31 protein-coding genes and 1 pseudogene are annotated in these 22,653 nt (G+C 60.1%); 11 read left to right on the plus strand and 21 right to left on the minus strand.

Features of this window, described 5'->3' with window-relative positions; genetic code table 11:
• Nucleotides 1–1,949: heavy metal translocating P-type ATPase (locus ACQE3M_RS15360; protein WP_430506414.1), on the minus strand; the 1,949-nt coding region annotated here is incomplete at its 3' end.
• 131 nt (nt 1,950–2,080) lie between these two features.
• On the opposite strand from ACQE3M_RS15360, the gene ACQE3M_RS15365 reads away from it, so the two are divergent.
• Entirely contained in the window at nt 2,081–2,635 is a 555-nt protein-coding gene (locus tag ACQE3M_RS15365; RefSeq protein WP_430506415.1) for an ArsR/SmtB family transcription factor, read from the plus strand.
• Nucleotides 2,636–2,693: 58 nt separating this feature from the next.
• Here the strand turns inward: ACQE3M_RS15365 and lpdA are convergent, their stop codons facing one another.
• Nucleotides 2,694–4,070, minus strand: a complete 1,377-nt coding sequence (gene lpdA, locus ACQE3M_RS15370) for a dihydrolipoyl dehydrogenase (protein WP_430506416.1) — start codon at nt 4,068–4,070, stop codon at nt 2,694–2,696.
• Nucleotides 4,071–4,187: 117 nt separating this feature from the next.
• Complete coding sequence (gene merA / locus ACQE3M_RS15375; RefSeq protein ID WP_430506417.1) at nt 4,188–5,642, minus strand: mercury(II) reductase; 1,455 nt, start codon at nt 5,640–5,642, stop codon at nt 4,188–4,190.
• 78 nt (nt 5,643–5,720) lie between these two features.
• Between merA and ACQE3M_RS15380 the strand changes: the two genes are divergently transcribed.
• The gene (locus ACQE3M_RS15380) at nt 5,721–6,065 is read left to right on the plus strand and encodes a winged helix-turn-helix transcriptional regulator (RefSeq protein WP_430506418.1); all 345 of its coding nucleotides are present in this window, start codon (nt 5,721–5,723) and stop codon (nt 6,063–6,065) included.
• 101 nt (nt 6,066–6,166) lie between these two features.
• The gene (locus tag ACQE3M_RS15385) at nt 6,167–6,721 is read left to right on the plus strand and encodes a redoxin domain-containing protein (protein WP_430506419.1); all 555 of its coding nucleotides are present in this window, start codon (nt 6,167–6,169) and stop codon (nt 6,719–6,721) included.
• Nucleotides 6,722–6,729: 8 nt separating this feature from the next.
• Here the strand turns inward: ACQE3M_RS15385 and ACQE3M_RS15390 are convergent.
• Nucleotides 6,730–7,942: pseudogene (locus tag ACQE3M_RS15390) on the minus strand (hypothetical protein).
• 155 nt (nt 7,943–8,097) lie between these two features.
• The gene (locus ACQE3M_RS15395; protein WP_430506420.1) at nt 8,098–8,487 is read right to left on the minus strand and encodes a DUF7522 family protein; all 390 of its coding nucleotides are present in this window, start codon (nt 8,485–8,487) and stop codon (nt 8,098–8,100) included.
• 361 nt (nt 8,488–8,848) lie between these two features.
• Here ACQE3M_RS15395 and ACQE3M_RS15400 point away from each other — a divergent pair, with 361 nt between their 5' ends.
• Nucleotides 8,849–9,031 carry a hypothetical protein gene (locus tag ACQE3M_RS15400; RefSeq protein WP_430506421.1) on the plus strand — a complete coding sequence of 61 codons (183 nt, stop codon included), beginning with the start codon at nt 8,849–8,851 and terminating at the stop codon, nt 9,029–9,031.
• A gap of 92 nt (nt 9,032–9,123) precedes the next feature.
• On the opposite strand, the gene ACQE3M_RS15405 is transcribed toward ACQE3M_RS15400, so the two are convergent.
• The 6 genes from ACQE3M_RS15405 to ACQE3M_RS15430 form a co-directional block, all read right to left on the minus strand.
• Nucleotides 9,124–9,624, minus strand: coding sequence for a hypothetical protein (locus tag ACQE3M_RS15405; RefSeq protein WP_430506422.1), 501 nt, complete (start codon nt 9,622–9,624; stop codon nt 9,124–9,126).
• Nucleotides 9,625–9,740: 116 nt separating this feature from the next.
• A complete protein-coding gene (locus tag ACQE3M_RS15410) occupies nt 9,741–9,872 on the minus strand; it encodes a hypothetical protein (RefSeq protein WP_008458061.1) in 132 nt (43 codons plus the stop codon).
• On the minus strand, nt 9,872–10,243 hold the full coding sequence (locus ACQE3M_RS15415) for a hypothetical protein (protein ID WP_430506423.1): 372 nt from the start codon (nt 10,241–10,243) through the stop codon (nt 9,872–9,874). Before ACQE3M_RS15415 ends, ACQE3M_RS15410 begins: the two co-directional genes overlap by 1 nt.
• 29 nt (nt 10,244–10,272) lie before the next feature.
• On the minus strand, nt 10,273–10,488 hold the full coding sequence (locus ACQE3M_RS15420; RefSeq protein ID WP_430506424.1) for a DUF6166 domain-containing protein: 216 nt from the start codon (nt 10,486–10,488) through the stop codon (nt 10,273–10,275).
• 607 nt (nt 10,489–11,095) lie between these two features.
• Entirely contained in the window at nt 11,096–11,359 is a 264-nt protein-coding gene (locus ACQE3M_RS15425) for a type II toxin-antitoxin system RelE family toxin (protein ID WP_379766352.1), read from the minus strand.
• On the minus strand, nt 11,352–11,630 hold the full coding sequence (locus tag ACQE3M_RS15430) for a ribbon-helix-helix domain-containing protein (RefSeq protein ID WP_121570670.1): 279 nt from the start codon (nt 11,628–11,630) through the stop codon (nt 11,352–11,354). Before ACQE3M_RS15430 ends, ACQE3M_RS15425 begins: the two co-directional genes overlap by 8 nt.
• Before the next feature lie 346 nt (nt 11,631–11,976).
• Here ACQE3M_RS15430 and ACQE3M_RS15435 point away from each other — a divergent pair, with 346 nt between their 5' ends.
• Together ACQE3M_RS15435 and ACQE3M_RS15440 are read left to right on the plus strand one after the other, a co-directional pair.
• A complete protein-coding gene (locus tag ACQE3M_RS15435; protein WP_430506425.1) occupies nt 11,977–13,341 on the plus strand; it encodes a restriction endonuclease in 1,365 nt (454 codons plus the stop codon).
• A gap of 178 nt (nt 13,342–13,519) precedes the next feature.
• Complete coding sequence (locus tag ACQE3M_RS15440; protein ID WP_430506426.1) at nt 13,520–13,861, plus strand: hypothetical protein; 342 nt, start codon at nt 13,520–13,522, stop codon at nt 13,859–13,861.
• 157 nt (nt 13,862–14,018) lie between these two features.
• On the opposite strand, the gene ACQE3M_RS15445 is transcribed toward ACQE3M_RS15440, so the two are convergent.
• From ACQE3M_RS15445 to ACQE3M_RS15490, 10 genes are all read right to left on the minus strand, one after another.
• Nucleotides 14,019–14,414, minus strand: a complete 396-nt coding sequence (locus ACQE3M_RS15445) for a DUF7567 family protein (RefSeq protein ID WP_430506427.1) — start codon at nt 14,412–14,414, stop codon at nt 14,019–14,021.
• A 73-nt stretch (nt 14,415–14,487) separates the two neighbouring features.
• Nucleotides 14,488–14,853 carry a DUF7568 family protein gene (locus ACQE3M_RS15450; protein WP_430506428.1) on the minus strand — a complete coding sequence of 122 codons (366 nt, stop codon included), beginning with the start codon at nt 14,851–14,853 and terminating at the stop codon, nt 14,488–14,490.
• Between the two features lie 3 nt (nt 14,854–14,856).
• The gene (locus ACQE3M_RS15455) at nt 14,857–15,348 is read right to left on the minus strand and encodes a hypothetical protein (RefSeq protein WP_430506429.1); all 492 of its coding nucleotides are present in this window, start codon (nt 15,346–15,348) and stop codon (nt 14,857–14,859) included.
• Nucleotides 15,349–15,451: 103 nt separating this feature from the next.
• Entirely contained in the window at nt 15,452–15,868 is a 417-nt protein-coding gene (locus ACQE3M_RS15460; RefSeq protein WP_430506430.1) for a hypothetical protein, read from the minus strand.
• A 298-nt stretch (nt 15,869–16,166) separates the two neighbouring features.
• A complete protein-coding gene (locus ACQE3M_RS15465) occupies nt 16,167–16,871 on the minus strand; it encodes a DUF2270 domain-containing protein (RefSeq protein ID WP_430506431.1) in 705 nt (234 codons plus the stop codon).
• A 44-nt stretch (nt 16,872–16,915) separates the two neighbouring features.
• The gene (locus ACQE3M_RS15470; protein ID WP_430506432.1) at nt 16,916–17,311 is read right to left on the minus strand and encodes a DUF302 domain-containing protein; all 396 of its coding nucleotides are present in this window, start codon (nt 17,309–17,311) and stop codon (nt 16,916–16,918) included.
• A 97-nt stretch (nt 17,312–17,408) separates the two neighbouring features.
• Complete coding sequence (locus ACQE3M_RS15475) at nt 17,409–17,756, minus strand: rhodanese-like domain-containing protein (RefSeq protein WP_430506433.1); 348 nt, start codon at nt 17,754–17,756, stop codon at nt 17,409–17,411.
• Between the two features lie 100 nt (nt 17,757–17,856).
• Nucleotides 17,857–18,435, minus strand: coding sequence for a DsrE/DsrF/DrsH-like family protein (locus ACQE3M_RS15480; protein WP_430506434.1), 579 nt, complete (start codon nt 18,433–18,435; stop codon nt 17,857–17,859).
• A gap of 2 nt (nt 18,436–18,437) precedes the next feature.
• Complete coding sequence (locus tag ACQE3M_RS15485; RefSeq protein ID WP_430506435.1) at nt 18,438–18,821, minus strand: DsrE family protein; 384 nt, start codon at nt 18,819–18,821, stop codon at nt 18,438–18,440.
• Nucleotides 18,822–18,827: 6 nt separating this feature from the next.
• Nucleotides 18,828–19,070: a sulfurtransferase TusA family protein gene (locus ACQE3M_RS15490; protein ID WP_430506436.1), complete on the minus strand. Its 243-nt coding sequence runs from the start codon at nt 19,068–19,070 to the stop codon at nt 18,828–18,830.
• 205 nt (nt 19,071–19,275) lie between these two features.
• Here ACQE3M_RS15490 and ACQE3M_RS15495 point away from each other — a divergent pair, with 205 nt between their 5' ends.
• The 5 genes from ACQE3M_RS15495 (at nt 19,276) to ACQE3M_RS15515 (ending at nt 22,649) form a co-directional block, all read left to right on the plus strand.
• Nucleotides 19,276–20,457 carry an MBL fold metallo-hydrolase gene (locus tag ACQE3M_RS15495; protein ID WP_430506437.1) on the plus strand — a complete coding sequence of 394 codons (1,182 nt, stop codon included), beginning with the start codon at nt 19,276–19,278 and terminating at the stop codon, nt 20,455–20,457.
• A 2-nt stretch (nt 20,458–20,459) separates the two neighbouring features.
• Entirely contained in the window at nt 20,460–20,966 is a 507-nt protein-coding gene (locus ACQE3M_RS15500) for a YeeE/YedE family protein (RefSeq protein ID WP_430506438.1), read from the plus strand.
• Nucleotides 20,966–21,415, plus strand: coding sequence for a DUF6691 family protein (locus ACQE3M_RS15505; protein ID WP_430506439.1), 450 nt, complete (start codon nt 20,966–20,968; stop codon nt 21,413–21,415). The genes ACQE3M_RS15500 and ACQE3M_RS15505 overlap by 1 nt, the downstream gene beginning before the upstream one ends.
• Nucleotides 21,416–21,499: 84 nt before the next feature.
• Nucleotides 21,500–21,649, plus strand: coding sequence for a DUF7512 family protein (locus ACQE3M_RS15510; protein WP_430506440.1), 150 nt, complete (start codon nt 21,500–21,502; stop codon nt 21,647–21,649).
• Nucleotide 21,650: 1 nt separating this feature from the next.
• Nucleotides 21,651–22,649 carry a sulfite exporter TauE/SafE family protein gene (locus ACQE3M_RS15515; RefSeq protein ID WP_430506441.1) on the plus strand — a complete coding sequence of 333 codons (999 nt, stop codon included), beginning with the start codon at nt 21,651–21,653 and terminating at the stop codon, nt 22,647–22,649.
• Nucleotides 22,650–22,653 lie beyond the last annotated feature (4 nt).

Below are 22,653 nucleotides of genomic sequence, written 5' to 3' on the forward strand. Positions count from 1 at the left end.
TCGGTCCCGGCGCCGATGGCGATCCCGATATCGGCCTGCGTGAGTGCGGGAGCGTCGTTGATGCCGTCGCCGACCATCGCTACGCGGTGACCCTCGTCCTGCAGGCGACCGATCTCTTCGCGTTTCTCGTCGGGCAGCACGTCGGCCATGACGCGGTCGATACTGACCTCCTCGGCGACCGCGTTTGCGGTGCGCTCGTTGTCGCCAGTGATCATCACGGGCGTGATGACGGCGTCTCGCATCCGTTGGATGGTAGCAGCGGCGTCGCTCTTGACCTCGTCACCGATACCGATCAGACCGAGTAGGTCACCGTCACGAACAACTCCGGCAACGGTGAGGCCGCGGCCCTGAAGTCGCTCAATGTCGTCGCTCCCCTTCGAAAGGTCAATCCCCTCGTCACTGAGCCATCCCGGTTTCCCGACCAGCACGTCGTCGCTGCCGACGATCGCTCGGACGCCCTTGCCGGTCACCGAGTCAAAGGCGTCGGGATCCGCGTACTCGACATCTTTCTCGTCGGCGAACTCGAGGATCGCATCGGCGAGCGGGTGTTCGGAGAAGGCCTCCGCGCTGGCCGCAGTCGTGAGTACATCCACCTCGTCGCCACCGAACGCGACGACTTCACTGACGGCGGGTTCGCCAACGGTGATGGTGCCGGTCTTGTCCAACACGATGTGGTCGACGTCGGGGAAGATCTGGAAGGCGTCACCGGAGCGCATCAGGATGCCGCGGTTCGCCGCCTTCCCGCCACCCCGAATTAGGGCGAGCGGTGTCGCCATCCCGAGCGCACACGGATAGCCGAGCACGAGGACTGCCAGCGCTGCGAAGGCGCCGCGCTGGACGTTGGGGTCTGCCCCCCACGCGAGCGGTGCGACAACCCAGAAGAGGAACGAGAGCGCGGCAATCGTCAAGACGCCTGGGACGAAGTACTTGAGGACGCGGTCGGCGAGCTGGATGATGCTGGGCTTCATCGCCCGTGCTTCCTCGATCTCGCGGGCGACTAGGTTTAGGAACGCATCCTCCCCGGTTGCAGTTACTTCGATGAGTAACGTCCCGGTCTCGTTGACGCTGCCACCGATCATCGCGTCGCCGGCGGCCTTCTCTTCGGGCATGGACTCGCCGGTGGCGACCGATTCGTCGACTGTAGACTCACCCTCGACGACCTCGCCGTCGACGGGGACGTTCTCGCCGGGCTTGACTCGGACGCGATCACCGATGTCGAGGTCGTCGACAGGGACCTCCTCGACATCACCGTCATCACTGACGCGGCGTGCCGTGTCGGGCTGGAGGTCGAGAAGGCCTTGGACGGCTTGGGAAGCTCGCGTGCGGACGATGAGGCTGGTGTACTCCGAAAGGATGTGATAGGTAGTGATGAACACGGAGACAGCGAAGAAGTGGACAGTCGGGAAGCCAGGGAACACGAACAGGCCGAGCAGTCCACCGAGGAGCCCCGCGAACGCGCCCGCTTCCAGGAGAACGTGCTGATTGAAGATTCCCCGGCGCAGGCTCTGGTAAGCTTTCTTTTTGATGTATCGTCCGGGGCCGAACATCGCCCCGAGTGCCAGCCCCAGAGTCGCCAGATCCATCACGAGAGATGACGACTCGAAGCGTCCCATCACGAGAATCATCCACCCCATCAGGGCAGCGACCACGATAGATGCGCCGCCTGCGAGGAGGAGGCGGCGCTTCCCGTCAGCGAGTTCGGCCTGCTGTTGTTCGTAACGCTTCGCTTTATCCGGGTCGCGGATGGTATATCCGAGGTCCCGGAGGGTGTCCTTCACTTCGACTTCGCTCAGACGGTCATCGTCGTATTGGATGAGAACCTCTTCATGGGCGAGGCTTACGTCGACGTCCTCGACGCCGTCGGTTCGGCTGTAGGCCTTCTTGATGCTCTCGGCACAGAACGAGCAGGACATTCCCCCGACGTTGAATTGTTCGTGTGTCGTTCCCATCGTGGATGGTGGTTACCGTGCGACGCGGATAACCATTACGACGATAGTTATAGCGGTATCGATGTTATACTACCACTGTCGGGTAAGTGGCGTTACTCTTACTGTCGTTGTCCGTCTACCTCCTCACAAGAATGGCGCTCCTCGAATCTGACGTGCCGATCCGGGAAGTCGTAACCACCGACCCGGAGAAAGCTAAGGCGCTGGAGAATGATGTTCGGGCGAAGATCCTCGATATGCTCGCGACCGAGGAGATGACGATCGAGGAGATTCACGACGAACTGCATCGCCGTGACGAGGAAAAGGCGGAGACGACGGTGCGCCACCACGTGAACGTCCTGAAGGACGCAGGGATGGTTGAGATCGCACGTCTCGAGGAAGCTGGTGGTGGGACACGGAAGTACTACAAGTCGAACACACGGGTCTTCTCGTACGACCTTCCAGAAAGTAGTGGAGAGAAACTTGCTTCGGCGCAGGACACGACTCGCGAAGAGCTAGCTGCGCTGATCGAGACTCTCGCCGAGCAACACGGCGACGAGATCGAGGCCGTAGCCGAGGAGATGAAGCCGTGTGAATACTGCGAAACCCAGCACTACGAGGAGTTCGTTGTTCGAGAATTGCTCAATCGCGCGCTCATCGACCTCGGCGAAACTGGGGAGCTCGACGATCTCCCATCGACAGCTGAGTGAGCGATTTCGCGGTGAAATATCGCCTGCTCTGTGACGTAATGGCCCGATTCAAGACGCGTTACGAGAGTTCGTGAACGCCTCCGGCGGCTGAGTTGATGCTCTCGGGGAGCGTGGGGTGGATGTGCATCGTCTCGGCGATCTGGTCGGCGGTCGCGCCGAGTTCGATGGCGAGAATGAGTTCGTGGACGATTTCAGCCCCTTGTTCGCCGACGACGTGCGCACCAAGGAGTTCGTCGGTGTCGGCGTCGGTGACCAGTTTGACGAATCCCTCGGTCTCACCGAGTGCCTTCGGCTTGCCCTGGTCGGCGAAGTCCTGGCGGCCGATGCCCACCTCGTACCCTTCGTCTCGTGCTTCCCGTTCGGTCAGTCCGACGTGGCCGACCTGCGGGTCGGTGAACACTGCCCACGGGACGGTTCGGTCCTCGGTGCTGATCGTTTCGTCTTTCGCGAGGTGTCGATACAGGAGGTCGGCGTCGTCGCGCGCGGAGTGAGTGAACATCGGCGGCCCGCTCACGTCGCCGATGGCGTAGATACCGTCGGAAGTCGTTTCGTAGCTGTCGTCGGTCTCGACGAATCCTCGCTCATCGAGCGACACGCCGACATCTTCGAGGCGGAGACCGTCCGTATTCGGCGTCCGCCCGGCGGCGAGCGCGACGTCTGAGACGGTAACGGCGCCGGCGCCATCGGCATCGACTCGGATGCCGGAATCAGTCTCCGACAGTGCCGTCACGGGCGCGTCGGTCTGGACGGTGATTTCTTCGTCTTCGAAGGCGCTCTTGATGACCTCGCTCACCTTAGGATCCTCGTCCGGGAGGAGGCGGTCACCGCGCTGGAAGACGGTGACGTCAGCGCCGAACCGGCTGTACATCTGGGCATACTCGCAGCCGACGTACCCCCCGCCGATGACAGCCAGCGAATCGGGAACTGCGTCGAGCTTGAGCAAATCTGTACTGTCATGAACCTCGACGGCGTCGAGACCGTCGATCGGCGGCTTCGCCGGGCGTGCCCCCGTATTGATGATGACCCGGTCAGCCGAGAGTGTCTGGTCGTCGACCTGGACTTCGTGTTGTGACGTGAAGACGCCGTGGCCTTCGATGAAATCGATGTTCTCGTTTTCCTCGACGTTTTCGTAGGCGCCCTCACGGATGCTCTCGACGATGTCGTCTTTGCGATCGAGAATCGCTTCCATGTCGGCCTCGATTGCGCTGTCGATGTCGATGCCGAACTCCTCGCTGCGGCGGGCGAGATTCGCGACCTCCGCGCTCCGGAGCATGGTCTTTGTTGGGATACACCCGCGATTGAGACACGTTCCACCGAGGAGATCCTCCTCGACAAGGGCCGTCTCCATGCCCGAATAGGCACACTTCATCGCGACGGGGAGGCCGGCCATCCCACCTCCGAGCACGAGCAGATCGTAGTCGTATCCGTTATTCATCGCTCTGGCTCCCGATCTGAATTGTATTGTGGTCTGCCGTTGCTTCTCGGGTGGTACATTGAACGAGAATCACTGTATTCTCGGATACGGTCATAATTCGGATAATGCTGGTGGGGATTACTCAACGCAGCAGCTCATTGTGGATGTGTCCCGCCGGAACGCCTGGCAAGCGTGTTTGAACGCCTCGCTGAACGTGGGGAACGGGTGGATGGTGTCAATAATATCGTCGACGGTGAGGCCGAACTTCACGGCGAGCGTCGCTTCCATAATCATGTCGGCGGCACGGGGGCCGACCATGTGGACGCCGACGATCTCGTCGGTCTCGTGGTGCTTGACGACGTGGACGAGTCCATCAGTGTTCTTGACCGCCTTCGCCCGCGGGACGTCCTCCATCTGGACGGTCCGACACGAACAGGTGCCGTGCTCGTCCATATATTCGAGTTCGGTCGTGCCAACGGCTGCGACCTCGGGACTGGTGAAGACGGCTGCGGGGACTGCATCGTAGTCGATGCTGAGGTCCTCGTCGCCGAAGGCGTTCTTGACGGCGTGGTTGCCCTCCCTGGCGGCGACCGTCTCCAGTTCGGGTTCGCCGATCACGTCGCCCGCTGCGTAGATGTCGGGGTTCGTCGTTTGGAAGTGCTCGTCGACACGAATGGTTCTGTCGGGATTCGTTTTGACACCTGCCGTATCGAGGCCAATGCCCTCGCTATTCGGCTGAACGCCGGTCGCGACGAACAGGGCGTCGCCGGTGACTGTCCGTTCGGTGCCGTCGACGGTTGTTTCGACGACCACTCCTGACTGGATCGTTTCGGTACCGCCGTCGGTTGCTGGCGTACGGATGCGTTGGAAGTCGTTGCCGGTGATTACGTTAATTCCTTCCTCCTCGAACGCGCGCTGCATCTCGCGACCAAGTTGCCCTTCCATTCCCGACAGCACGCGCTCGGAGCGCTGAAGGAGGGTCACGTCGACACCCACGCGGTGGAGAATCTGGCCCCATTCGAGCGCGATGTACCCGCCACCGAGCATCACGATACTTTCGGGGAGGTCGCGCTCTTCGAGGATGGTCTCGCTGGTGTAGTAGTCGACGTCGTCTAGGCCGTCAATGGGCGGTGCCCACGGTGAACTTCCAGTCGCGACGAGCGCCTTCTTCCCAGTGATGCGCGCGCCCTCGTCGGCGCCGTCGACGACCTCAATGGTCGTGTCGTCCACCAGCTGGCCGTACCCCTCGTAGATATCGGTCTCGAAGTGCTCGGCGACGTCGATGTAGTTCTCCTGCCGGAACCGTTCGACGAGTTGGTCGGTGCCATCGAGTGCGTCGGACCAGTCGACAGTCGGTTCCTCGGGGTATCGAACGGCGTCGAAGGGATTCTCCGTCGCTGCGGCACCGCTCTCAGCGACGGCGAGCAGATGCTTGCTCGGGACACAGCCGACGTTCACGCAGGTCCCGCCGATTGGCAAGCCTGTGTTCACCATCGCCGTCGAGAGGTCCCGCCGGCTCGCTTCAGTGATCGCGGCGAAGGCTGCGGCGCCGCCGCCGAGTATCACGAGATCATAGTCGGATGTGTGTGTCATTTATGCCTATACTTTACGACGGGAAGTTCTTATACTCCAGAGTCTGAAGCTATGGAGTAGGTTGGAGGCCACAAAGCTATGGCAGATACTACTTCATCGGCGCCCACGTGCGATGTTGAGGGGACGTGCTACTGCCCGCTCACAGGAGTTATCGACACGTTGAGCCGAAAATACGCGATGCAACTCGTCAGTATCATCGGCGCACACGATTCGCTGCGGTTCGCGGAGATCGAGGAGCACCTCCCCACAGCGAGCACGTCGACGATCTCGAAACGCCTTGACGAGTTCGAGGAGGCAGGACTCGTCTCACGGACGCAGTACAACGAAATTCCGCCACGCGTCGAATACGCGCTAACTGACGAGGGGGATGAGATTCGTTCGAGATTAGAACCCCTTCTTGAGTGGGCAACGGCGAACTCCTGACATACGGACTCCAGTGAATTTCATCTCACATCTGAGGCTACTCCATTCAGGTGGGGGTGTTAGCCCCAAGACTATCCTTTCTTTGTGTGCTGCTGTCACGCATGATAACCGAGGGAGCGTCTGCACCGTCATTTACTCTTCCAGGTCTCCGTGACGGAGAACGAACCGAGTACAGCTTGGATGAGACAACTGCCAATAATCGGGCTGTATTGCTGGTATTTTCCCCGTTTGATTTCAGTCCCGTTTGCACAAACGAACTGTGTGCGATTCGCGATGCAGAGTGGTTTCAGCTGACGCCGGCGCTCGATGTCTGGGCCATTTCTGGTGACAGCGTCTACGCCCATCGAGCCTTCGCCGAGGTATACGGTCTCAATTTCCCGTTACTTAGTGATAGTTCCGGGCGGATTGCCGAGTCGTATGATGTCTGTTATGACGAATGGGAGAACCACGAGCGCGTCCCGCAGCGAGCCGTGTTCCTCATCGATTCCGAGCAAACGATTCGATACGCCTGGGCGACAGAAGATGCACTCGAGAAGCCGGATTTCTTCCCTGTTAAAGACGCTCTTGATACGCCGGAAGCGGAACGTGATGAACTCGGTCCTGGGGATGTCGAATTAGTAGTCGAATATAATGAGGGACCGGGACCGCTCACATAATCTGCTATTTAAGGATCGTTTTGGTGAACACCGCTCCGACAATCAGCCATCGCCTCTTGGAACCGCTCACGCAGCGCGTCCCCTCGCTCTTCGAACTGCTCGACTTTCTCCTGCAGGTCGTCGCTGACCCGCTCGATGCTCGCTAGCGCTCGTTCGCCGGCCAGCGAGGCTTGGGACTCGTTGTCGCCGTCCCCCTCTAGCTGCTGCTCGTAGGCCTGCTCGACGCGCTCGATCGTGCCTTCCGGGTTGAACAGAATGTCGTTGGCGATCCGAACGTACTGATCGAGGGATGCCCCCTCTTTTCCCTGGAAGAAATGGGTGAGCGCGTACGTCGCGCCGGAATGCAGCGTCCACATATTGATCTCGACGGGGGAGGTCGCGTTGGCCTCCGCATCACTCGCAGCGCGCTCGGCCAGGTAGTCCGGGAACCCCAGCAGGGTGTAGAACTCCGTGTCGGTGAACGGGAGCTCCGAATAGTCGAGGTCGATGTCCTGGCCGTCCCGGATGAACTCGAAGAGATCGTCGGCGACGAGTTCGACCTGTGCGAGGAGTTCCTCCCACCAGGTCCGGAAGTTTCGCACGTTGCCGACGTGTTTGATGACCTCCTTGTCGGTGAACGAGCGCATTGTGTTCGAACAGTAGCCATCCTGAGCGAGTCCTTCGACGTAGACGGCGTGCTAGCCGAAGAAGTCGTAGCCCGACGTGACGCCCATCGTGATCGGATCCGTCCGGCCGGGGAGGTGTACCTCGAGGCCGTCGAACATAATGTCCATGTGGACCTCGCCGCCGCCCCGGTAGCGCCGAATCTAGCCGAACATCATCTCGCCAAGCGGCGTCCCGTTGATAATCTCCTCGCGGAGGGCCCCTCCAGCGGCCCGTAGACGTCGACCGAGTTGATGAACACGTAGCTGACAATCGGAATGTGAAATAGGCGGCATCTCCGCGTTCTCATCTCGGACCTGCTCCTGAGTTCGACTCGGCTTGAGGAGCGCGTTGAACCGCTGCATCTCGACCAACACGTCGGTGTAGAAATTATGTCACGTCATAGTCGTCTCGACGGCCTGCGGGAGGTCACGGAATCGTCGCTCTCGTGCCGCTGTCGGTACCACTTTGGCAGTTCGGTGTCAGTATGTCCATCGACGTCAGCGAAGATGGTTTTCGGCTCTGAGTCTTTCATTTCATCACCTCGACGCAGGAACGCTCATCGACGGCCGTCTGCATCGTCTTGCGCCCTGCGCCCCTCCGGGATCAAAAACACAACCATGTTAACCAACACTTACCCTTCATACCCGAAACCTGTTGGTTAATCAGGCCTTCGCAGATTGGCATGAAGAGCCCCCCTTCAAAAATGCGACTGGATGGCCTATTGTCGGCGACTACTCTCGTTCTTCGAGGACAATTTGCCTTGCTTCAGCTACAAGTCCGTGGGCATCAGCCATTGCTTTAGCATCTAGAGCGACGGCGGCCCCAACACCATCCTCAAGGACGAAGTTCATTTCAATAACGTTCTCGAAGCACTGCACCAAGCAGGTGAGATTTCCGTGGTCTCCCGAATAGGTATCTTCATAGATTGGTGCAGTTAATGATTCCATCCGAGAATCGTCGATCGCCGATTCAATCTCCTCGGTAGTATATTGCTCAGCGACATCATCTCTTAGATAGATGATCTCGTAGCTATTCTCCTCGTATTTCACGATACTACGAAGGTGTCCATCCGTTCGTTGCTCGAAAAAGTTCTCGAGACGAGTGGCCATCCTTGTCGCCATATCACTATCTCTCGTCTCTTTCACTATATGTGTATGGTAAAGAATCCGACAAGACATTTCAAATATCTAAGTTTTAAGGGTCAGTATTCCCCTGAGGACAGATCTGAGGGGGATTTGGAACTCAGGGACGCGCTTCTCAGTAATGTCGGGTGTGGCTTTGCGGTAAGTCGAACTATCTGCTACAAAACCTCCGCTCCTAGGTGACATCGAGCCAAGGTTCGCTGACAAACATCGCTGCCACCGTCGTCGCCACCGGCTCGGGGACCTCGCTCCGCGTAATGTACCAGTAGCCGAGAACCGTCCGTTGGCCCATCTCTCTTCGGGCTATATTGGCGGGATTGTCCTCGGGGAGATACACCCAATGGACGAAGTCGTTGACCAATTTCTTGACCGAGAGCTGAATAATAAACCATCGCTCGTGATCATCTCGGAACCGGTAGCGTTCGGGGCCCCTGTTTTGGAGCCGGAGACGAGCTGCAGTCCGAGCGACGGCGATACCGGTTTCAACAGCGGGTCGACGACCGATGGGTCGTCATCTGTCTGATTCTCTGAATCAGCCTCCGCTCCGAATTCATCGAGACCAACATTCGTGGTCACGGGGACCACCTCCCGAGTGAGGCCTGTTCCCTGTCGGACTCAGCTGAGACCTCGCAGAGAAACCGCCTTCGGCTGCTCTCGAATCTGCTTATCGGGGCGAATTCCCGCTTGGCCGGGGCCCGTTTTACCGACACAGTGCCAGCCCTTGTTTCTGAGTGCTTTGATCATTGAGCCGTCGAAGTCGGCCCGCACCAACGTCAGCAGGAGCCGAACGCCTCGCCCCCGGCCGTGCCGACGCACGAACCGCTCTATCGACCGGGCGAGGGCGGCAGAGGCGAGATTGGGGAAATCGACGCCGATGCAAATTCGTGCCGCCTTGACGATTTCATCGCCCTCGAATCGCGTCTCGTCGTACTCCAGCGAGCGAATCAGCGGATAGCGCCACGTAATCGCACCTAGGAGCTGGTCCTGGTAACAGAGTCCATGATGGACGAGATTCGTCCGGGGGACATCGTCCATATAGGAGTGATGTGCTTCGTAGATCGCGCCGGCGACGTGGCGCGGGATCGATTCGATATGGACGCGCTCTGCGAATCGCAAACCGAGCGGCGTCGTGACCGGCTGCCCCTCTCGATGGATGGGACACGAGCACCCCTCGGGGGTAGGCGTATACTGGAAGCCGGTACTCCGTATTTGGTCTAGAGAGTGTGTTTGGGTCACGAGTCGGTGTCGTCGGTACGCTCCTGTCGGTCGTTGTATCGCTCCAGTTCGCGCCCGATTTTCTCGAGCGCCTCGACACCACGTTCGAGGAGCTGGTGGGTGGCTCGCGCCAGCCGAAGCGTCTCCATCAGTGCTCCCCCTCCGGGGATTCGATGAGGTCGTTGCTCTCTTCGGCGAGTTCCCGGATTACCCGTTCCACGTCTACCTCCTCGGCAACCGTCCGATGTGCGAGCGGGGCAGGATATGCCCGGTCACCCTGGCTGCAGAGCACGACCAGCCACTCGTCGCTTCCGTCCCCGAGCACGATGTAGTGGTCGCGATCAGCGCGCTGGAACACGCTTCGATCAGGGCGGGAGACGGCTCGCCAGTTCTCGGGGAGCGTCGGTGACGACCGTCCACCGTCGGCGAGGGCGACGACGTCGTCGGTAAGGGTCGCCATCGCGGCGTCGATCTCCTCGCCGGGGAGGTGCCAGCACGCCGCTGCACCGTCGTACTCCAACTGTGAGACCACCTGATTCCGGAACGCGATTAGTGCTCACGGGCGAACTGCTCGTCGTCGTAGTAGTCGAGCAGGAGTGCGCACGCGAGCTGGGTGGGCCCGCTACCTCGATACCCGACGTCGAAGCCACTTGGACTGTGATTGACGAGATCGAGACTGCGGTCGGGCGTGAGCTCTGTGTCCTCGGGACGGCGAGTAACAACGAGCTCTCCTTGTCGACGTCGGCCGACGTATGCCGTCGTCATTTGAATCGCCCCTGTTCGTCCCGCTCGCGATCGGACACGTCCCACTCGTGGTCTGTTGGTTTAATCTCAGACCCGAAGCCGTGTCGTTCGGCGTGTTCGGCGCGACTGAGGTGTTCGAGATTCTCCGGTCTGTTGTCAAAGCGGACGCCATTTTATGATGAACGTGCTTGTCCGCGACGGCGTCGAACCCGCGATCTGCGACCATTACGAGCCGGTGGATACCGATGGAGTCTGTTGTCCCGCGATAGTTCGAAGCACAGATGACGTAGCCACGGTCGGTGAACACGGCTGGATGCCGTCGCCGGTTCGGGGCCGCCTCGCGTGAATCCCGACGAGGGATGTCGAAATTCTGCATCCACTTCGAGACCGTCTGTTGTGTACATCCTAGCTCGTCCGCGATCTTGACCGTACTCAACTCCTGTTCTCGGTAGAGTTCGTAGAGGAGCGATTCGTCTCGCCAGGGGTACTCTGATTCGGTCATGGATCGGTAACGGGGAGTGAATCCCCCCGCACCCCTCTTGGGGGCAACAAACCCTACCGACCGGAATCGTACTTGAATTTCAGACGGGTTCGTCACCAACCCGAGCAGGTCCGTAGGCAGAGCGGATTACGGTGGGAGATGGCGATCGTAGATATTCCGGCGATGCCCGACCGCCTCAACGATCAGGACATCCTCATCCCGGTCCCACGTGATGATCGCACGGTAGTCGCCAGCACGAAGCTTGTAATATGGATACCCGGTCAGCTTTTCGAGCCGATGGGAGGTCCAATCTTTCGCCTCGTCGAGTTTCTTCACCAACCGCTCTTGCGCTTCCGATTCGAGCCCCTCCAGCAAATTGAGTGCTTTCGGTGTCCACTCGACCTCAGTCATCGATGCCCAGCCGATCCTTCACATCGTCCTGCGATACCGTCTCGCCCTGTTCCCGCTGCTTGCGGCTCTCGGCCAGATGCTCCAGCGCTTCCTCGGACAGCTGCGTGGGGGGATTGACGGCGTCCCGAAGCGCGTCGCGGATGAACTCGGATTTGTTCGCGTAGCCACGCTCCTCCCAGACGTCGTCGACCTGTGCCAGCAGCGACTGTGGCACCCGGACGTTGATTTTCTCCATTTCACCGTCGCCGCCGGCGTCGCTGTCAGTGCTCATATGGTGTGATACGCCTGTATCACGTAAGTAGCTTCGGTTGAATCTGCGGACTGTGGTTGACGAGGTCCAGACTGCGCTCGAGGGGGAGTCGCCGATGCTCCGAGAGGTTCAGCACGACGGCTTGGCCGTCGCTGCGGAAGCCGACGTGCTCGACTGCGTCTCGGTGAGACTGACCTGGCGAAGCGACTGGAACCGATTCCGAACTGGCAATCGGTACATTCCCGTTCATCGTTGCTCGCGGGCGGTTCGGTGACCCCCGCACCCCTCTCAGGGGTTCGATAAACAGGACGGCGCAGCGTTCAGCAACGTATTTGGCAGTTGCAACGTACTGTTCACATAATTGAGGATGGCTGTACTGGACGATCTCTCGGGGTTCGAATTCGAGGACGTGATGGAGGACGTGTTCCGGAACCTCGGATACGAGAACGTCCGCCAGGCCGACCGTACGGCCGACGAGGGTCGCGACGTCATCATGGAGGAGGTCGTCGACAGCACCCGGCGTGCTATCATCGTCGAGTGCAAGCACACGGGGACGGTTGGCCGGCCGGTCGTCCAGAAGCTCCACTCGGCGATCGCGACGTTCGACTTCGACGGCCCCAAACGCGGAATGGTCGTCACGACCGGCCGGTTCACGAACCCTGCTCAGGAGTACGCAAACCGCCTCCAGCAGAACGACGACCCACACCCGATCGAGCTGCTCGATGGCGAGGACCTCCGGGAGATCGCCGACGAGATCGGCCTCGACCTCTACAACGGGCGCATCGAGATCCTCTGCGACGAGACCCTGCGCCCGTACGACCCGGCCGCCGAGGTCGAAGCGCCCGTCGCGGAGGCGTTCCGGGACATCGAGAACATCGAGGCCGCCGACCTCCCAGAACCGGATTCGGCGGTGACGTTCCGCCCGGTGGTCGCGGTCACCGCGGACACGAACGCCGTCTTTGAGACGTCGGTGGGCGTCATCCACCGGATCAACGACCGAACCCGATTCGTTGCCCACGCCGAACGCGGGCAGCCGCAGGTCGTCGATGAGGACGTCGGGTCGCTGGTCACCGAGAACCTCCACGCGACGATCGATCTCGACGCCGAGCAGTTCGGAGAGGTGTTCGACGACGTCGAGGAGCGCCGGTTCGGCCAGACCCAAACGGAGTACAAGGAGTGGGCCGTCGAGCGACTCCAGCAATACCATACGACGCCGGTGACCTACACCGGCGACAACAACGTCACCTACAACAAGACCTGCGAGCCGAACCGCTCGGATATCTCCGTCCAGTCGATCGAACCAGTGTACCTCCCCGAGGTTCGGCACACCACCGACATCCAGGCGTACACCTACCCCTACGAGTACTACGCGGCAGGCCCGTCACGAGTGACCGCCGAGGACGGCATCCATCGGTGCGTCCACTGTGACGCGAGCGGCGGCGACGAGACGTACACCTACTGTCCGAACTGCGGGGCAATCGCCTGCACCAGCCACATCAAAACGGAGCGGTTGGAAGGTGAGCCGGTCTGTACGGGCTGTGCGGTGACGGAACGGTTCGCGCTGAAGGCGAAGTACTTCTACGACGAGGAGAACCTCGAGGCGTTCCGCGAGGAGTACGCCGCCATGCCCGTCCACGAGAAGGCGATGGAGAACAAGGTCCTCACGGCTGGTGGGTTAGTTACTGCAGTTGTACTTCTGCTTGGCATCCTCGCACTCGGAGGCGTAATCTGAGGGCTGAGGTGTCGAATCGTTTACCGCTCGGCCCAGGTTCGACGGTATTCAAAAATCGCCCGAGGATGTTGATGATCTCTCGCCTCTGACATCGATCTGCTCAGAGCGCACACTCTTCATTCTAATACGAACCTGTGTTCCCCTGTCCATTTTATCGAGCAACGACTATTCTACAGGTATGCCTTCCAAGCCGGTCGGAGATGAGTGGACTGTCGAGTGGATGTCGCCCAAGCCGAACAGCGATGGATTCCTTGATAACTTGGTGCTGAGCCCGGAACAAGCAGATGAATACGGGGACGACCTCGTAATGGCTCTACGTGTGGACGGTGAAATTCTTCGGGAGCGCGGATTAGGCCCTAAAGAACCGTTTGGCTGGAAAATCGAAAACGGTGAGCTACTGATGAAACAAATTTCTCGCCAAGCGTTTGAATGGGTCGCGGAAAGCGACCGAGAGGATTCACTCTATGCCCAGCAGGTACTGGATTCTCGAGCTCAACGGCGGATTCGTGGCTCTCAGTAACAATCGGTCACTCTTCTGTTTCGACGTAATCTGTATTGAGCTTCGCTAATATTCAGAAATCGAAACTCGGAGATGACCTTCGGCGAACGATCAACTCGTGGATGCGGCGATTGCGAGGTGTGTCAAACGTAACAACCCCCGTCCTTGTCCTGCCTTTCTACGCTAGATGTGACACCCCGTCTGGCTCCTCGACGCCGTCGAACTCTCCTCGCTCCACCGGTTCCCAGTCCTCACCCGGCTCTGGACTCCACCAGTCGACCTTGTAGGCACCCGGTGCGCCCAAAATCTTCACGCGCGCCGACCCATCAGGCAGGTCGCGGCGCAGTTTCTCGTCGACGTGGAGGTTCCAGGTCGTGGTAGAATCGAAACAGGCGAGCACGGCCTCCTCGTAGCCGCGTGACTCGCGGGATTCCTGGAGTTCGACCTGGGTGTTGCAGTTCTTGCAGAACACCCCCTCGAACGGGATGTGGGTGAAGACCTCCTGCCCGCAGACGGGACACCAGAGGAACTCGAACAGTGCCTCACTGTGTCGGTCAAGTACTTCGAGACTCATTGGTTGACTCACCCGGTCGTACCGGGCCACCTTCTCGTGCCCGGATGAAAAACAGCGCCCAGCGCTCACTCACTCATCGCTCGGCGCCGTAGACGATGCGTGAGGGGGTTTCGTACCCACAATCGGGGCAGTCATACCACCGCTGGATTTTCGCCCCGTCTGCTGCCTTCTCGCCGACGCGAACGTCGTTGTTCGGACACTCCGGGCAACTGAGGTCCGGCGCGGGCCGCTCCCGGAGTTCGTCACGGAATGACGTCGCGTCCTTCGTCTCGTATCCCCGCGACCAGACGGGGTAGCCGTCGACGAGAATCACCCCGCGCCACGTGTACCGGTAGGAATCCGGGGCTCGATGCAGGACGGCTCGCGCACCGGTCTCGGTGTTCCGATACGCAAGCGTCGGCGAGCGGCTCTCGCGTCGCCAGTTGGTGATGCGAGGCATTGGTTAGAAGTGGACGTCAGCGGGTACGATCCAGAGCTCCTCACTCTCCTCGAGGAGTCGGTCCAACTGTCCACGGTGGCGAATGCCGGTTCCGTGTTCGGTGTACAGGAAGATCGTCGGGCCGTCGTACGCACCGACCTGGTGGAAGGCGTGCCGGGCGAGGTCCTCGTCGCGCATGATCTCTTCGTCGGAGAGCTCGTCGATGGCCTCCTTCACCCGGTCGAGATTACGCTCGAATTCCTCCTTCGTCGCCTCCCAGCCACGCTCGAGCAGATCCTGGCCGTCATCGGAGTCGACGGGGGCTGCCGTCGGCAACTCCCCCCATCGTGCCTTCCCCGCAACGGACGTGTCCTCCTCGTCGAAGGTCACATAGTAATCGAAGACGGCGCCGGCGTGTGGGTCCGCGCCGACCAGGCGGTCGAACACCGACTTTCCGGTGGACAGCGCGTCGTCGTGCGTCGATGCCTCTACGAGTGCGTATATCACCATATGCATCTCGAACACCTCGAAACGCCGACGCACCGGGGGTCGTTGCTCGCTCCAGCTGCGCCGGCACCCATCGCCGGCGCTCGAAAAACCTCCTCGTGACCGCGGATTCTCAGGCCTCGTCCGCTCTTTCGACAGTGATAGTCAGGTCGCCCGATTCGTAGTTGGCCTCGAAGTCGACGGCGAACGCGTCCGCCTCGTAAGCGGCGTGGTAAGCACGGTGGCGTCCGAGCGAGCCTGTCGCTTTGAAGTGGAAGAACGCGGCCGCCGTGTAGGGCTTGCTCTGTGTTTCGACCTGCGACTCGACGGATGCGGGGAGCGAGATCTGGGGTGTCTCTGTGTCGATGCTCGCAGCGAACTCCTTCGCTTCCTCGACGGTTGCTTGCGAATGTGCCGGTGTCTCGCCGGTCAGCACGTTCACCGGGGTTTCCGTCTCGCCGGTGAACAGGACGTCTTCGAAGGTGTGTGTCCCGAGGATCGCTTCGGAGTCCAACTCGGAGTCGTGGAACGGGTCGTCGTCTGAGGTCATCGGATCACGAGCCTACGGCGGGGCTCACCCATTCCGGCCCCTGAAAAACCGCAGCGGCGAGAGGACCAGAGAAGACGTGCCTGAAGTCATCTTCGAGGTGGACTCTTTCAGATGGCGTTTTTCGCAGATCTCTTTACACTGTATCGGCACTAGCTTGGGTCGGTGATTGCCTCAATCGCACTCATCGCTCTATTTACCGGGACCTACCTACGACGGCTCGGGGTCAACGAGCAGACATACGATTCGTTTGAGATCACATTTCCCGTTATCATGCAAATTCACCATTCTCTGGACCCTTCTAACGCTTCTTACGAAGGTGCTCTTCACGGAGTTCACCTTTCGCATGCCATGTCCGAGGCCGACAGGCAATTCCGATGGCGATTCCGAAGAAGACGGCTACGAGTCCGACAACGAGTATTCCTGGAATCATTCCGACGGCAGCCGTCCGAAGCCATGGCTCCGGCGAGAACGCGGTGATGCGGACGAGCCACGAGAGGAGCAGAACCGCGAATAACGGGAGGTAGATCCGGCGGAGTCGGTGAGCAATCGCTTCCTCGGCGGTAATCTTTATGGCGGGATTTCGGTAGTCATCGCCAAGTTTCGTTCGCCATTCCGGGTCGGCGACATCCTTGCTGGGATCGAGACCGACTGACCATACATTCTCTTGAAGGGTTCGAACTCGTGACCGCCAGATATCGTAGCCACGATACCGTCGCGCCTCCACGACGAGGAAGATACTGAGTGTCGCAATCCCGACGAGGATGATGTAGTGTGGGTTATTCGGGCTGGAGAACGCCCACGTGAGGATGGCAGCCATTACGATGACCGCCCAGTTGGTCGTCCGATCGAGGCGCTCACGCCAAAGTTTCATCCGGTGGACTTCTCCACGGTAGAGGTGAGCCATCGCCGAACTCGGTCCCATATCCTCGTCGAGCAGCCCCTTCCCGACGTCACGGAGGTCCGGGTCTGCCGGACCAGGGTCCTTCTCAGAGTTTCCAGTCATTACTGAGAGTTCTGAATAGCGGTTTCTGGCCCGATTCTTCGCAGTTAGGCATTAGGTAGTTCATTCAGGACGCGCTCAAACTGTTCCCGAACATCGGCCGCAATCTTGTCTAACTCGGGATTATCGACCACGGAAAGCATGACCTCTGGGTCAACTGCGCTCACCCCAACCTCGCCGTCGTCCGTTTCATATACAACGACGTTACAGGGAAGAAGCGTTCCCAATTGGAGTTCCTCCTCGAGTGCTTGATGCGCCAGTGGCGGATTGCACGCACCGAGAATCCGGTACTGACGGTACTCTTTGTCCAGTTTCGTCTTGAAAGCCTGCTGGATATCGATGTCACAGAGGACGCCGAACCCCTCGTCTGCAAGCGCATCAGTCGTCTGTTCGATGACTTCGTCGAACTCACCTTCGACACGCTTGTCCAGAGTATAGGACATATCGTCCAATTCGACTAGACCACTATTAGGCGTTGTGCCCACCCAACTGGCCCGCTACCAGTACAGATGAAGAAGCCGACCGTGAATCTCGAAGTCTTTATGCCGAGAGGGCGGTCTTGGTCGCGCCTACGGTCGTGGACTGCCAACCGGCAATTCCGCCGACCATCTGCTTGGCATCGAAGCCGTGTTCGCGGAGTCGCTCAGCGGCGATCGCGGCAGTCGACCCACTGAAACAGACGACGACAATTTCCTCGTCTTCGGGAATCTCCGACGTCGAGACGTCGAGCCCAATGAAGTTCTTCCCCTGGAGCTGATCGTAGATCGGAAGGTTACGGCTGCCCTCGATGTGTTCCTCTTCGAAGCTGTACGCCGGCCGAATGTCGAGGACGAACAGCTCGTCGGTGCGAGATTCGACTTCCTCCGGAGTGATTATAGTATTGCTCAAGACAAACAATACTACACAATACTATTACTTAAAATTGACGCCGTGATGTGTCCCTACACGAGCTGTTCCGGCCGGCAAAGTTTCTAGAGCAAAAGTAGGATTAGATGAGGAGCTGGATGTCGGCTTCAGCCATGTCCTGGACTGCAGTCGCGGCGCCGACGCCAGTGGTGACCCCGTCGTGGAAATCGTCCTCGTCGTAGTCCATCAGATCGATGGTCATCTGACAGGCCTGGAACTCGACGCCCATGTCGAGCGACGTTTCGAGCAGTTCCTCGATCGTAGCCGTGTCGTTGTCGTCGATCTGCTTCTCCATCATCTTGGTCGTCATCTTGTCCATCCCAGGGAGCGCGGCGATGGCGTTCGGGACAGGCATGTTGGGGTTCCCGACCGAGCTGAGCTGCAGGTTCTTCGAGTGCTCCTTGTGGAGGATGTCCAGCCCCCAGAACGTGTGGAAGACGGTGACTTCGTAGCCGAAGGCAGCCGCCGTACTCGCGAGGATGAGGGGTGGGTACGCCATGTCGAGTGTGCCCTTCGTCGCGATTATCGACATCTTCTTCGGCCCGTCGTCAACTGTCGGTTCGAGGTTCGCGACTGTCTCCTCGAGTTCCTCGACACGTGCTTCCAGTTCTGCGCGGCTGAGCGCGTCGTCTTTGCTGGGCGAAGGTGTGTCGGCGCTCATGGTTAGAACGAGAACACCTGGTCAGCGTCCTCGACGGCCTCGAGGAAGGTGGCCGCACCCGCGAACTGGGTAGTAACGTCGTCGTCGATCGCGTCCTGCTCCCACTGGAGCATGTCGAGCGTCGTCGTGCAGGCGACCGTCGTGACGAGTTCGCCGCCGTCGGCGACGAACGCGTCCAGCAGGTCGTAGGGGTTCGGCATCCCCTCATCGAGGAGTGCCTCGATGCTCGAGAGGTCCTTCTCGCCTTCGAGGAGGTGGGAGAGACCGTCGAAGGTGAAGTAGACGAGGACCTCGGTCTCGGAGGCGAGCGCAGTGTGTCCGAGGTTCATCGCCATCGCGAGGCTCTTCGGGTCGTCGTTGTCGACGATGATTCCTATCTTGTCCATCTCAGATCACTCCGTCTTCCGCACGTAGTGCGTGTAGATGTCCTCGCCTTCCTCCTGATCAACGAGTTCGACGCCGTCGGTCGTGTCCGCCCAGCCGCCCAGGTCGCTCATACTCCCCGGGTCGGTCGCAAGCACTTCGAGAATCTCGCCCTCGTCGAGCTGGTCGATGTTCTGCTTCGTCTTCACGACCGGCATCGGACAGTTCTGACCCTTTACGTCTAGTGTCTCAGTGACTTCAAGTTCAGTCATGGTATTGACTTCACTCCCCAATATTGGACTAGGGGTAAAAAGCATGTCGGTAGTAGTTTCATAACTACACACTACTGTGGGCGGGAGAATATGCTTTGTGCGTGCTCTAAGCGTATAGGGGGAGTATTCCGCCCATCAGTATTGTGTAATGAGCGGATTTCTATGCAAAGCCTTATTTATCGGTGCCCGGTAGAGGGAACTGTACATGAGCGACGACGAATCCACGCTGGCAGAGGAACAGATCGCAGCAGTGGCCCCTGAGACGCTGAAGGAACGAATCGACAGCGGTGAGGGCGTGTTCATCCTGGACGCTCGCTCGGAAGGTGACTTCGAAGAGTGGCACATCGACGGCGAGAACGTTGAGATCGTGAACTTCCCGTACTTCCACCTGATTGACGAGATTCCGGGCGATCTCCACGAACAACTCCCAGACGACCGCCGTATCACCGTGCTCTGTGCGAAGGGGGGGTCTAGCGAACTGGTGGCTGAGAACCTCGAAGCGGAGGGTTACGATGTCGAGCACCTCGAACAGGGGATGAAGGGATGGGCTCGCATCTACGACTACTCGGAACTCGACGTGGACGCTGACGCGACGGTCGCCCAGTACCGTCGCCCCTCGAGTGGTTGTCTCGCCTACCTCGTCGTCTCCGAGGGCGAGGCTGCAGTTATCGACCCGCTCCGAGCATTCACCACTGAGTACATGCAGGACGCGCGTACGCTTGGTGCAGACCTGACGTACGCGCTGGACACGCACATCCACGCCGACCACATCTCGGGACTCCGTGATCTCGCGACGGAGACGAACGCGACGCCGGTCCTCCCCGAGGCCGCGGCCGACCGCGGTGTCGAGTACGACGTCGACTACGAGACAGTTACGGACGGCGAGACGCTGGCTGTTGGCGACGTTGAGATCGAGGTCATTCACACGCCCGGTCACACCACGGGGATGACCGCATACAAGGTGGGTGACGTGCTCTTCACGGGCGACGGACTCTTCACCGAGAGCGTCGCTCGTCCCGACCTCGAAGATCCAGAAGCGGCGAAGGATGCCGCTAGAACGCTCTACGAGAGCCTCCAAGAGAAGGTTCTCTCGCTCCCCAACGAGACGGTGGTTGCGCCGGCGCACTTCAGCGACGCCGCGACGCCGAACGACGACGGCACGTACACGGCCGAACTCGGCGACCTGAAGGGTCGCATGGACGCGCTCTCGATGGATGAGGAGGAGTTCGTCGAGTTCATCGTCGCAGATATGCCGCCCCAGCCGGGGAACTACGAAGAAATCATCGCCACGAACCTTGGCCAGGAATCGCCTGACGACGAGCGCGCGTTCGAGCTCGAACTCGGCCCGAACAACTGCGCAGCGAGTGAAGAGGCCCTGACGAACTAACGATGGGGACGCTCACACTACTGCAGGCGTCCGCACTCGAGACAGCGTTCCCGAGAGGGATCCTCCCCTATCTCATAGGGGGACTCCTCGTCGGGCTCGGCGCCTCGATCATTTACCTGTCGACGGGGATCATCGCGGGCGCGAGCACGTTCCTCGAGTCGACACTGTCGTACGTCTCCGACGTCGAGCGGTTCAACCGCTTCAAGTACGTCCAGTCGCGTGACTGGCGAGTCGTCTTCACGCTGGGCATTGTCAGCGGTGCTGCCATCTGGGGCTTCGTTCTCGCGCCCGACCCCGGTGCTTGGACGACGGACGTGCAGTGGTGGCGACTACTCGGTGGCGGGATCCTCGTCGGCGTCGGCACGCGTCTCGGGAAGGGCTGCACGTCAGGCCATGGCGTCTGTGGCGTCGGCTCGCTATCGGAGACTTCGTTCGTGAACGTCGCGACGTTTCTCGCGTTCGCGATCGGGACCGCACAGCTCATCGCCGCACTGGGGGTGAGTCCGTAATGAGCACGGAACGCCAGAGTCCGCTGTTCATGCCCGCGATCTTCGTCGGCGGGCTCGTGTTCGGTCTCGGGCTGGCCATCAGCGGGATGGCTCGCCCCGAGGTCGTCCTGGACTTCCTCCAGTTCGACGACTTCGGCCTCCTGTTCGTGATGGGCGGGGCCGCGGTCGTGACTGGTGTGACGTTCTTCGTCGCGACCAATTTCCTCGACCGTGCACCCCTCACCGCGACGGAGTACACCCGACGCGTCAAAGAGTTCGACCGCAACGTCGTCATCGGCGGCGTCATCTTCGGCGTTGGCTGGGGCATCTCGGGTATCTGTCCCGGCGCCGCCTACGCGAGCGTCGGCATCGGTAACTACCCGATCCTCTGGGCGATCGCCGGGATGTTCCTCGGCGCGTACGCGCAGGGGTTCGCACGGAGCCGTCTCACGAGCGAAACCACCAACTGACTATGTTTCAACGAACCCACCCGAACTCAGTACGGCAGCAGAATTGTGTAGAAATGGAAATGATGAACAACGAGGTATCGTGAGATGTTCGGCATCGAAACGCTAAGCGGCCCGGCACAGGCGGCGGCGACGGTCGGCGTCGTCTTCCTGGAAGCGATTGCCCTGTACGTCGGGTACGGTGCACTGACCCAACTCGCTGCGTCGACCGTGCTTGACGCACTTGGAGGTGAGTGATATGGAGATTCTCGGCCTGAGTCTCCTGATGGTCGGCGTATTCATTGGGTTCGGGCTGCTCATCGGGAACCTCTTCGGGTTCTTCGGGATGGGTGGGTCGTTCCTCGTCACACCCGCGCTACTCGTGTTGGGCTATCCCTCCACGGTCGCGGTCGGGAGCGGCCTGGCATTCGTCTTCGGGACGAGTGTCATCGGTGCGCTCAGACATCGTGACCACGGGCAGGTTGACTACAAGCTGGCAGCGATTATGACGATCGGGATGACCGCCGGTATCGAACTGGGGAAGAGCGTCGTGTTCTTCCTCGAAGCGACAGGGATGGCCGACCTCATCATCAACGTCGCGTACGTCGGCCTACTCGCGGTCGTGGGGCTGTTCACGCTCCGCGACGCCTGGACCGATGACGGTAGCGACGAAGGAAGCTTTGAGCTTGCCGAGCGCGTGCAGGCACTCGAGATTCCGCCGATGGTCACGCTCCGCGGGGACGTCCGCGTCTCGGCTACCATCATCTTCGCCGTCGGGCTCGTTGTCGGTATCTTGTCCGGCTTCCTCGGCGTCGGCGGTGGGTTCCTCCTGATGCCCGCGATGATGTACGGCCTCGGCGTTCCTGCAGCGATCGCTGTTGGGACGGACATCCTCCAGATCACGATATCGGGGGCATTCGGCGCGTTCACCTACGCGCAGTCCGGCTCCGTCGAGCTTCCTGTCGTCGGCTTCCTCCTCCTCGGAAGTGCGCTCGGCGCGCGAATTGGGGCTGGTGCGACGAACCTCGTCGACGAAGACGAAATCAAGGGCTACTTCGCCGCGATGCTGCTCGCAGGTAGCGCGGCTGTCGCCGCGAACAAGCTCGGGAATGTCTACGGCATCGAGATACTCAATACGATAAGTACCGTGCTGATCTTCGGTGCTGCACTCCTCGTGAGTGGCGCCGTCATCCTCGCAGCAGTCTGCCGGCTTCGTGGTGATCGCACCGGAACCTGGTGTCAGCTCACGACGTCATAGATAG

Origin of the sequence: Halosubterraneus shenae (assembly GCF_050510935.1) — an archaeon.
In the GTDB taxonomy this organism is placed as follows: domain Archaea; phylum Halobacteriota; class Halobacteria; order Halobacteriales; family Haloferacaceae; genus JBDGPU01.

Excerpts from the sequence above, each read along its gene's own strand:
- ACQE3M_RS15365 (WP_430506415.1), top strand. The coding sequence starts at position 2,081 with ATGGCGCTCCTCGAATCTGACGTGCCGATCCGGGAAGTCGTAACCACC.
- lpdA (WP_430506416.1), bottom strand. The coding sequence starts at position 4,070 with ATGAATAACGGATACGACTACGATCTGCTCGTGCTCGGAGGTGGGATG.
- merA (WP_430506417.1), bottom strand. The coding sequence starts at position 5,642 with ATGACACACACATCCGACTATGATCTCGTGATACTCGGCGGCGGCGCC.
- ACQE3M_RS15380 (WP_430506418.1), top strand. The coding sequence starts at position 5,721 with ATGGCAGATACTACTTCATCGGCGCCCACGTGCGATGTTGAGGGGACG.
- ACQE3M_RS15385 (WP_430506419.1), top strand. The coding sequence starts at position 6,167 with ATGATAACCGAGGGAGCGTCTGCACCGTCATTTACTCTTCCAGGTCTC.
- ACQE3M_RS15395 (WP_430506420.1), bottom strand. The coding sequence starts at position 8,487 with ATGGCGACAAGGATGGCCACTCGTCTCGAGAACTTTTTCGAGCAACGA.
- ACQE3M_RS15400 (WP_430506421.1), top strand. The coding sequence starts at position 8,849 with ATGGACGAAGTCGTTGACCAATTTCTTGACCGAGAGCTGAATAATAAA.
- ACQE3M_RS15410 (WP_008458061.1), bottom strand. The coding sequence starts at position 9,872 with ATGGAGACGCTTCGGCTGGCGCGAGCCACCCACCAGCTCCTCGAACGT.
- ACQE3M_RS15420 (WP_430506424.1), bottom strand. The coding sequence starts at position 10,488 with ATGACGACGGCATACGTCGGCCGACGTCGACAAGGAGAGCTCGTTGTT.
- ACQE3M_RS15425 (WP_379766352.1), bottom strand. The coding sequence starts at position 11,359 with ATGACTGAGGTCGAGTGGACACCGAAAGCACTCAATTTGCTGGAGGGG.
- ACQE3M_RS15430 (WP_121570670.1), bottom strand. The coding sequence starts at position 11,630 with ATGAGCACTGACAGCGACGCCGGCGGCGACGGTGAAATGGAGAAAATC.
- ACQE3M_RS15435 (WP_430506425.1), top strand. The coding sequence starts at position 11,977 with ATGGCTGTACTGGACGATCTCTCGGGGTTCGAATTCGAGGACGTGATG.
- ACQE3M_RS15440 (WP_430506426.1), top strand. The coding sequence starts at position 13,520 with ATGCCTTCCAAGCCGGTCGGAGATGAGTGGACTGTCGAGTGGATGTCG.
- ACQE3M_RS15445 (WP_430506427.1), bottom strand. The coding sequence starts at position 14,414 with ATGAGTCTCGAAGTACTTGACCGACACAGTGAGGCACTGTTCGAGTTC.
- ACQE3M_RS15450 (WP_430506428.1), bottom strand. The coding sequence starts at position 14,853 with ATGCCTCGCATCACCAACTGGCGACGCGAGAGCCGCTCGCCGACGCTT.
- ACQE3M_RS15455 (WP_430506429.1), bottom strand. The coding sequence starts at position 15,348 with ATGCATATGGTGATATACGCACTCGTAGAGGCATCGACGCACGACGAC.
- ACQE3M_RS15460 (WP_430506430.1), bottom strand. The coding sequence starts at position 15,868 with ATGACCTCAGACGACGACCCGTTCCACGACTCCGAGTTGGACTCCGAA.
- ACQE3M_RS15465 (WP_430506431.1), bottom strand. The coding sequence starts at position 16,871 with ATGACTGGAAACTCTGAGAAGGACCCTGGTCCGGCAGACCCGGACCTC.
- ACQE3M_RS15470 (WP_430506432.1), bottom strand. The coding sequence starts at position 17,311 with ATGTCCTATACTCTGGACAAGCGTGTCGAAGGTGAGTTCGACGAAGTC.
- ACQE3M_RS15480 (WP_430506434.1), bottom strand. The coding sequence starts at position 18,435 with ATGAGCGCCGACACACCTTCGCCCAGCAAAGACGACGCGCTCAGCCGC.
- ACQE3M_RS15485 (WP_430506435.1), bottom strand. The coding sequence starts at position 18,821 with ATGGACAAGATAGGAATCATCGTCGACAACGACGACCCGAAGAGCCTC.
- ACQE3M_RS15490 (WP_430506436.1), bottom strand. The coding sequence starts at position 19,070 with ATGACTGAACTTGAAGTCACTGAGACACTAGACGTAAAGGGTCAGAAC.
- ACQE3M_RS15495 (WP_430506437.1), top strand. The coding sequence starts at position 19,276 with ATGAGCGACGACGAATCCACGCTGGCAGAGGAACAGATCGCAGCAGTG.
- ACQE3M_RS15500 (WP_430506438.1), top strand. The coding sequence starts at position 20,460 with ATGGGGACGCTCACACTACTGCAGGCGTCCGCACTCGAGACAGCGTTC.
- ACQE3M_RS15505 (WP_430506439.1), top strand. The coding sequence starts at position 20,966 with ATGAGCACGGAACGCCAGAGTCCGCTGTTCATGCCCGCGATCTTCGTC.
- ACQE3M_RS15510 (WP_430506440.1), top strand. The coding sequence starts at position 21,500 with ATGTTCGGCATCGAAACGCTAAGCGGCCCGGCACAGGCGGCGGCGACG.
- ACQE3M_RS15515 (WP_430506441.1), top strand. The coding sequence starts at position 21,651 with ATGGAGATTCTCGGCCTGAGTCTCCTGATGGTCGGCGTATTCATTGGG.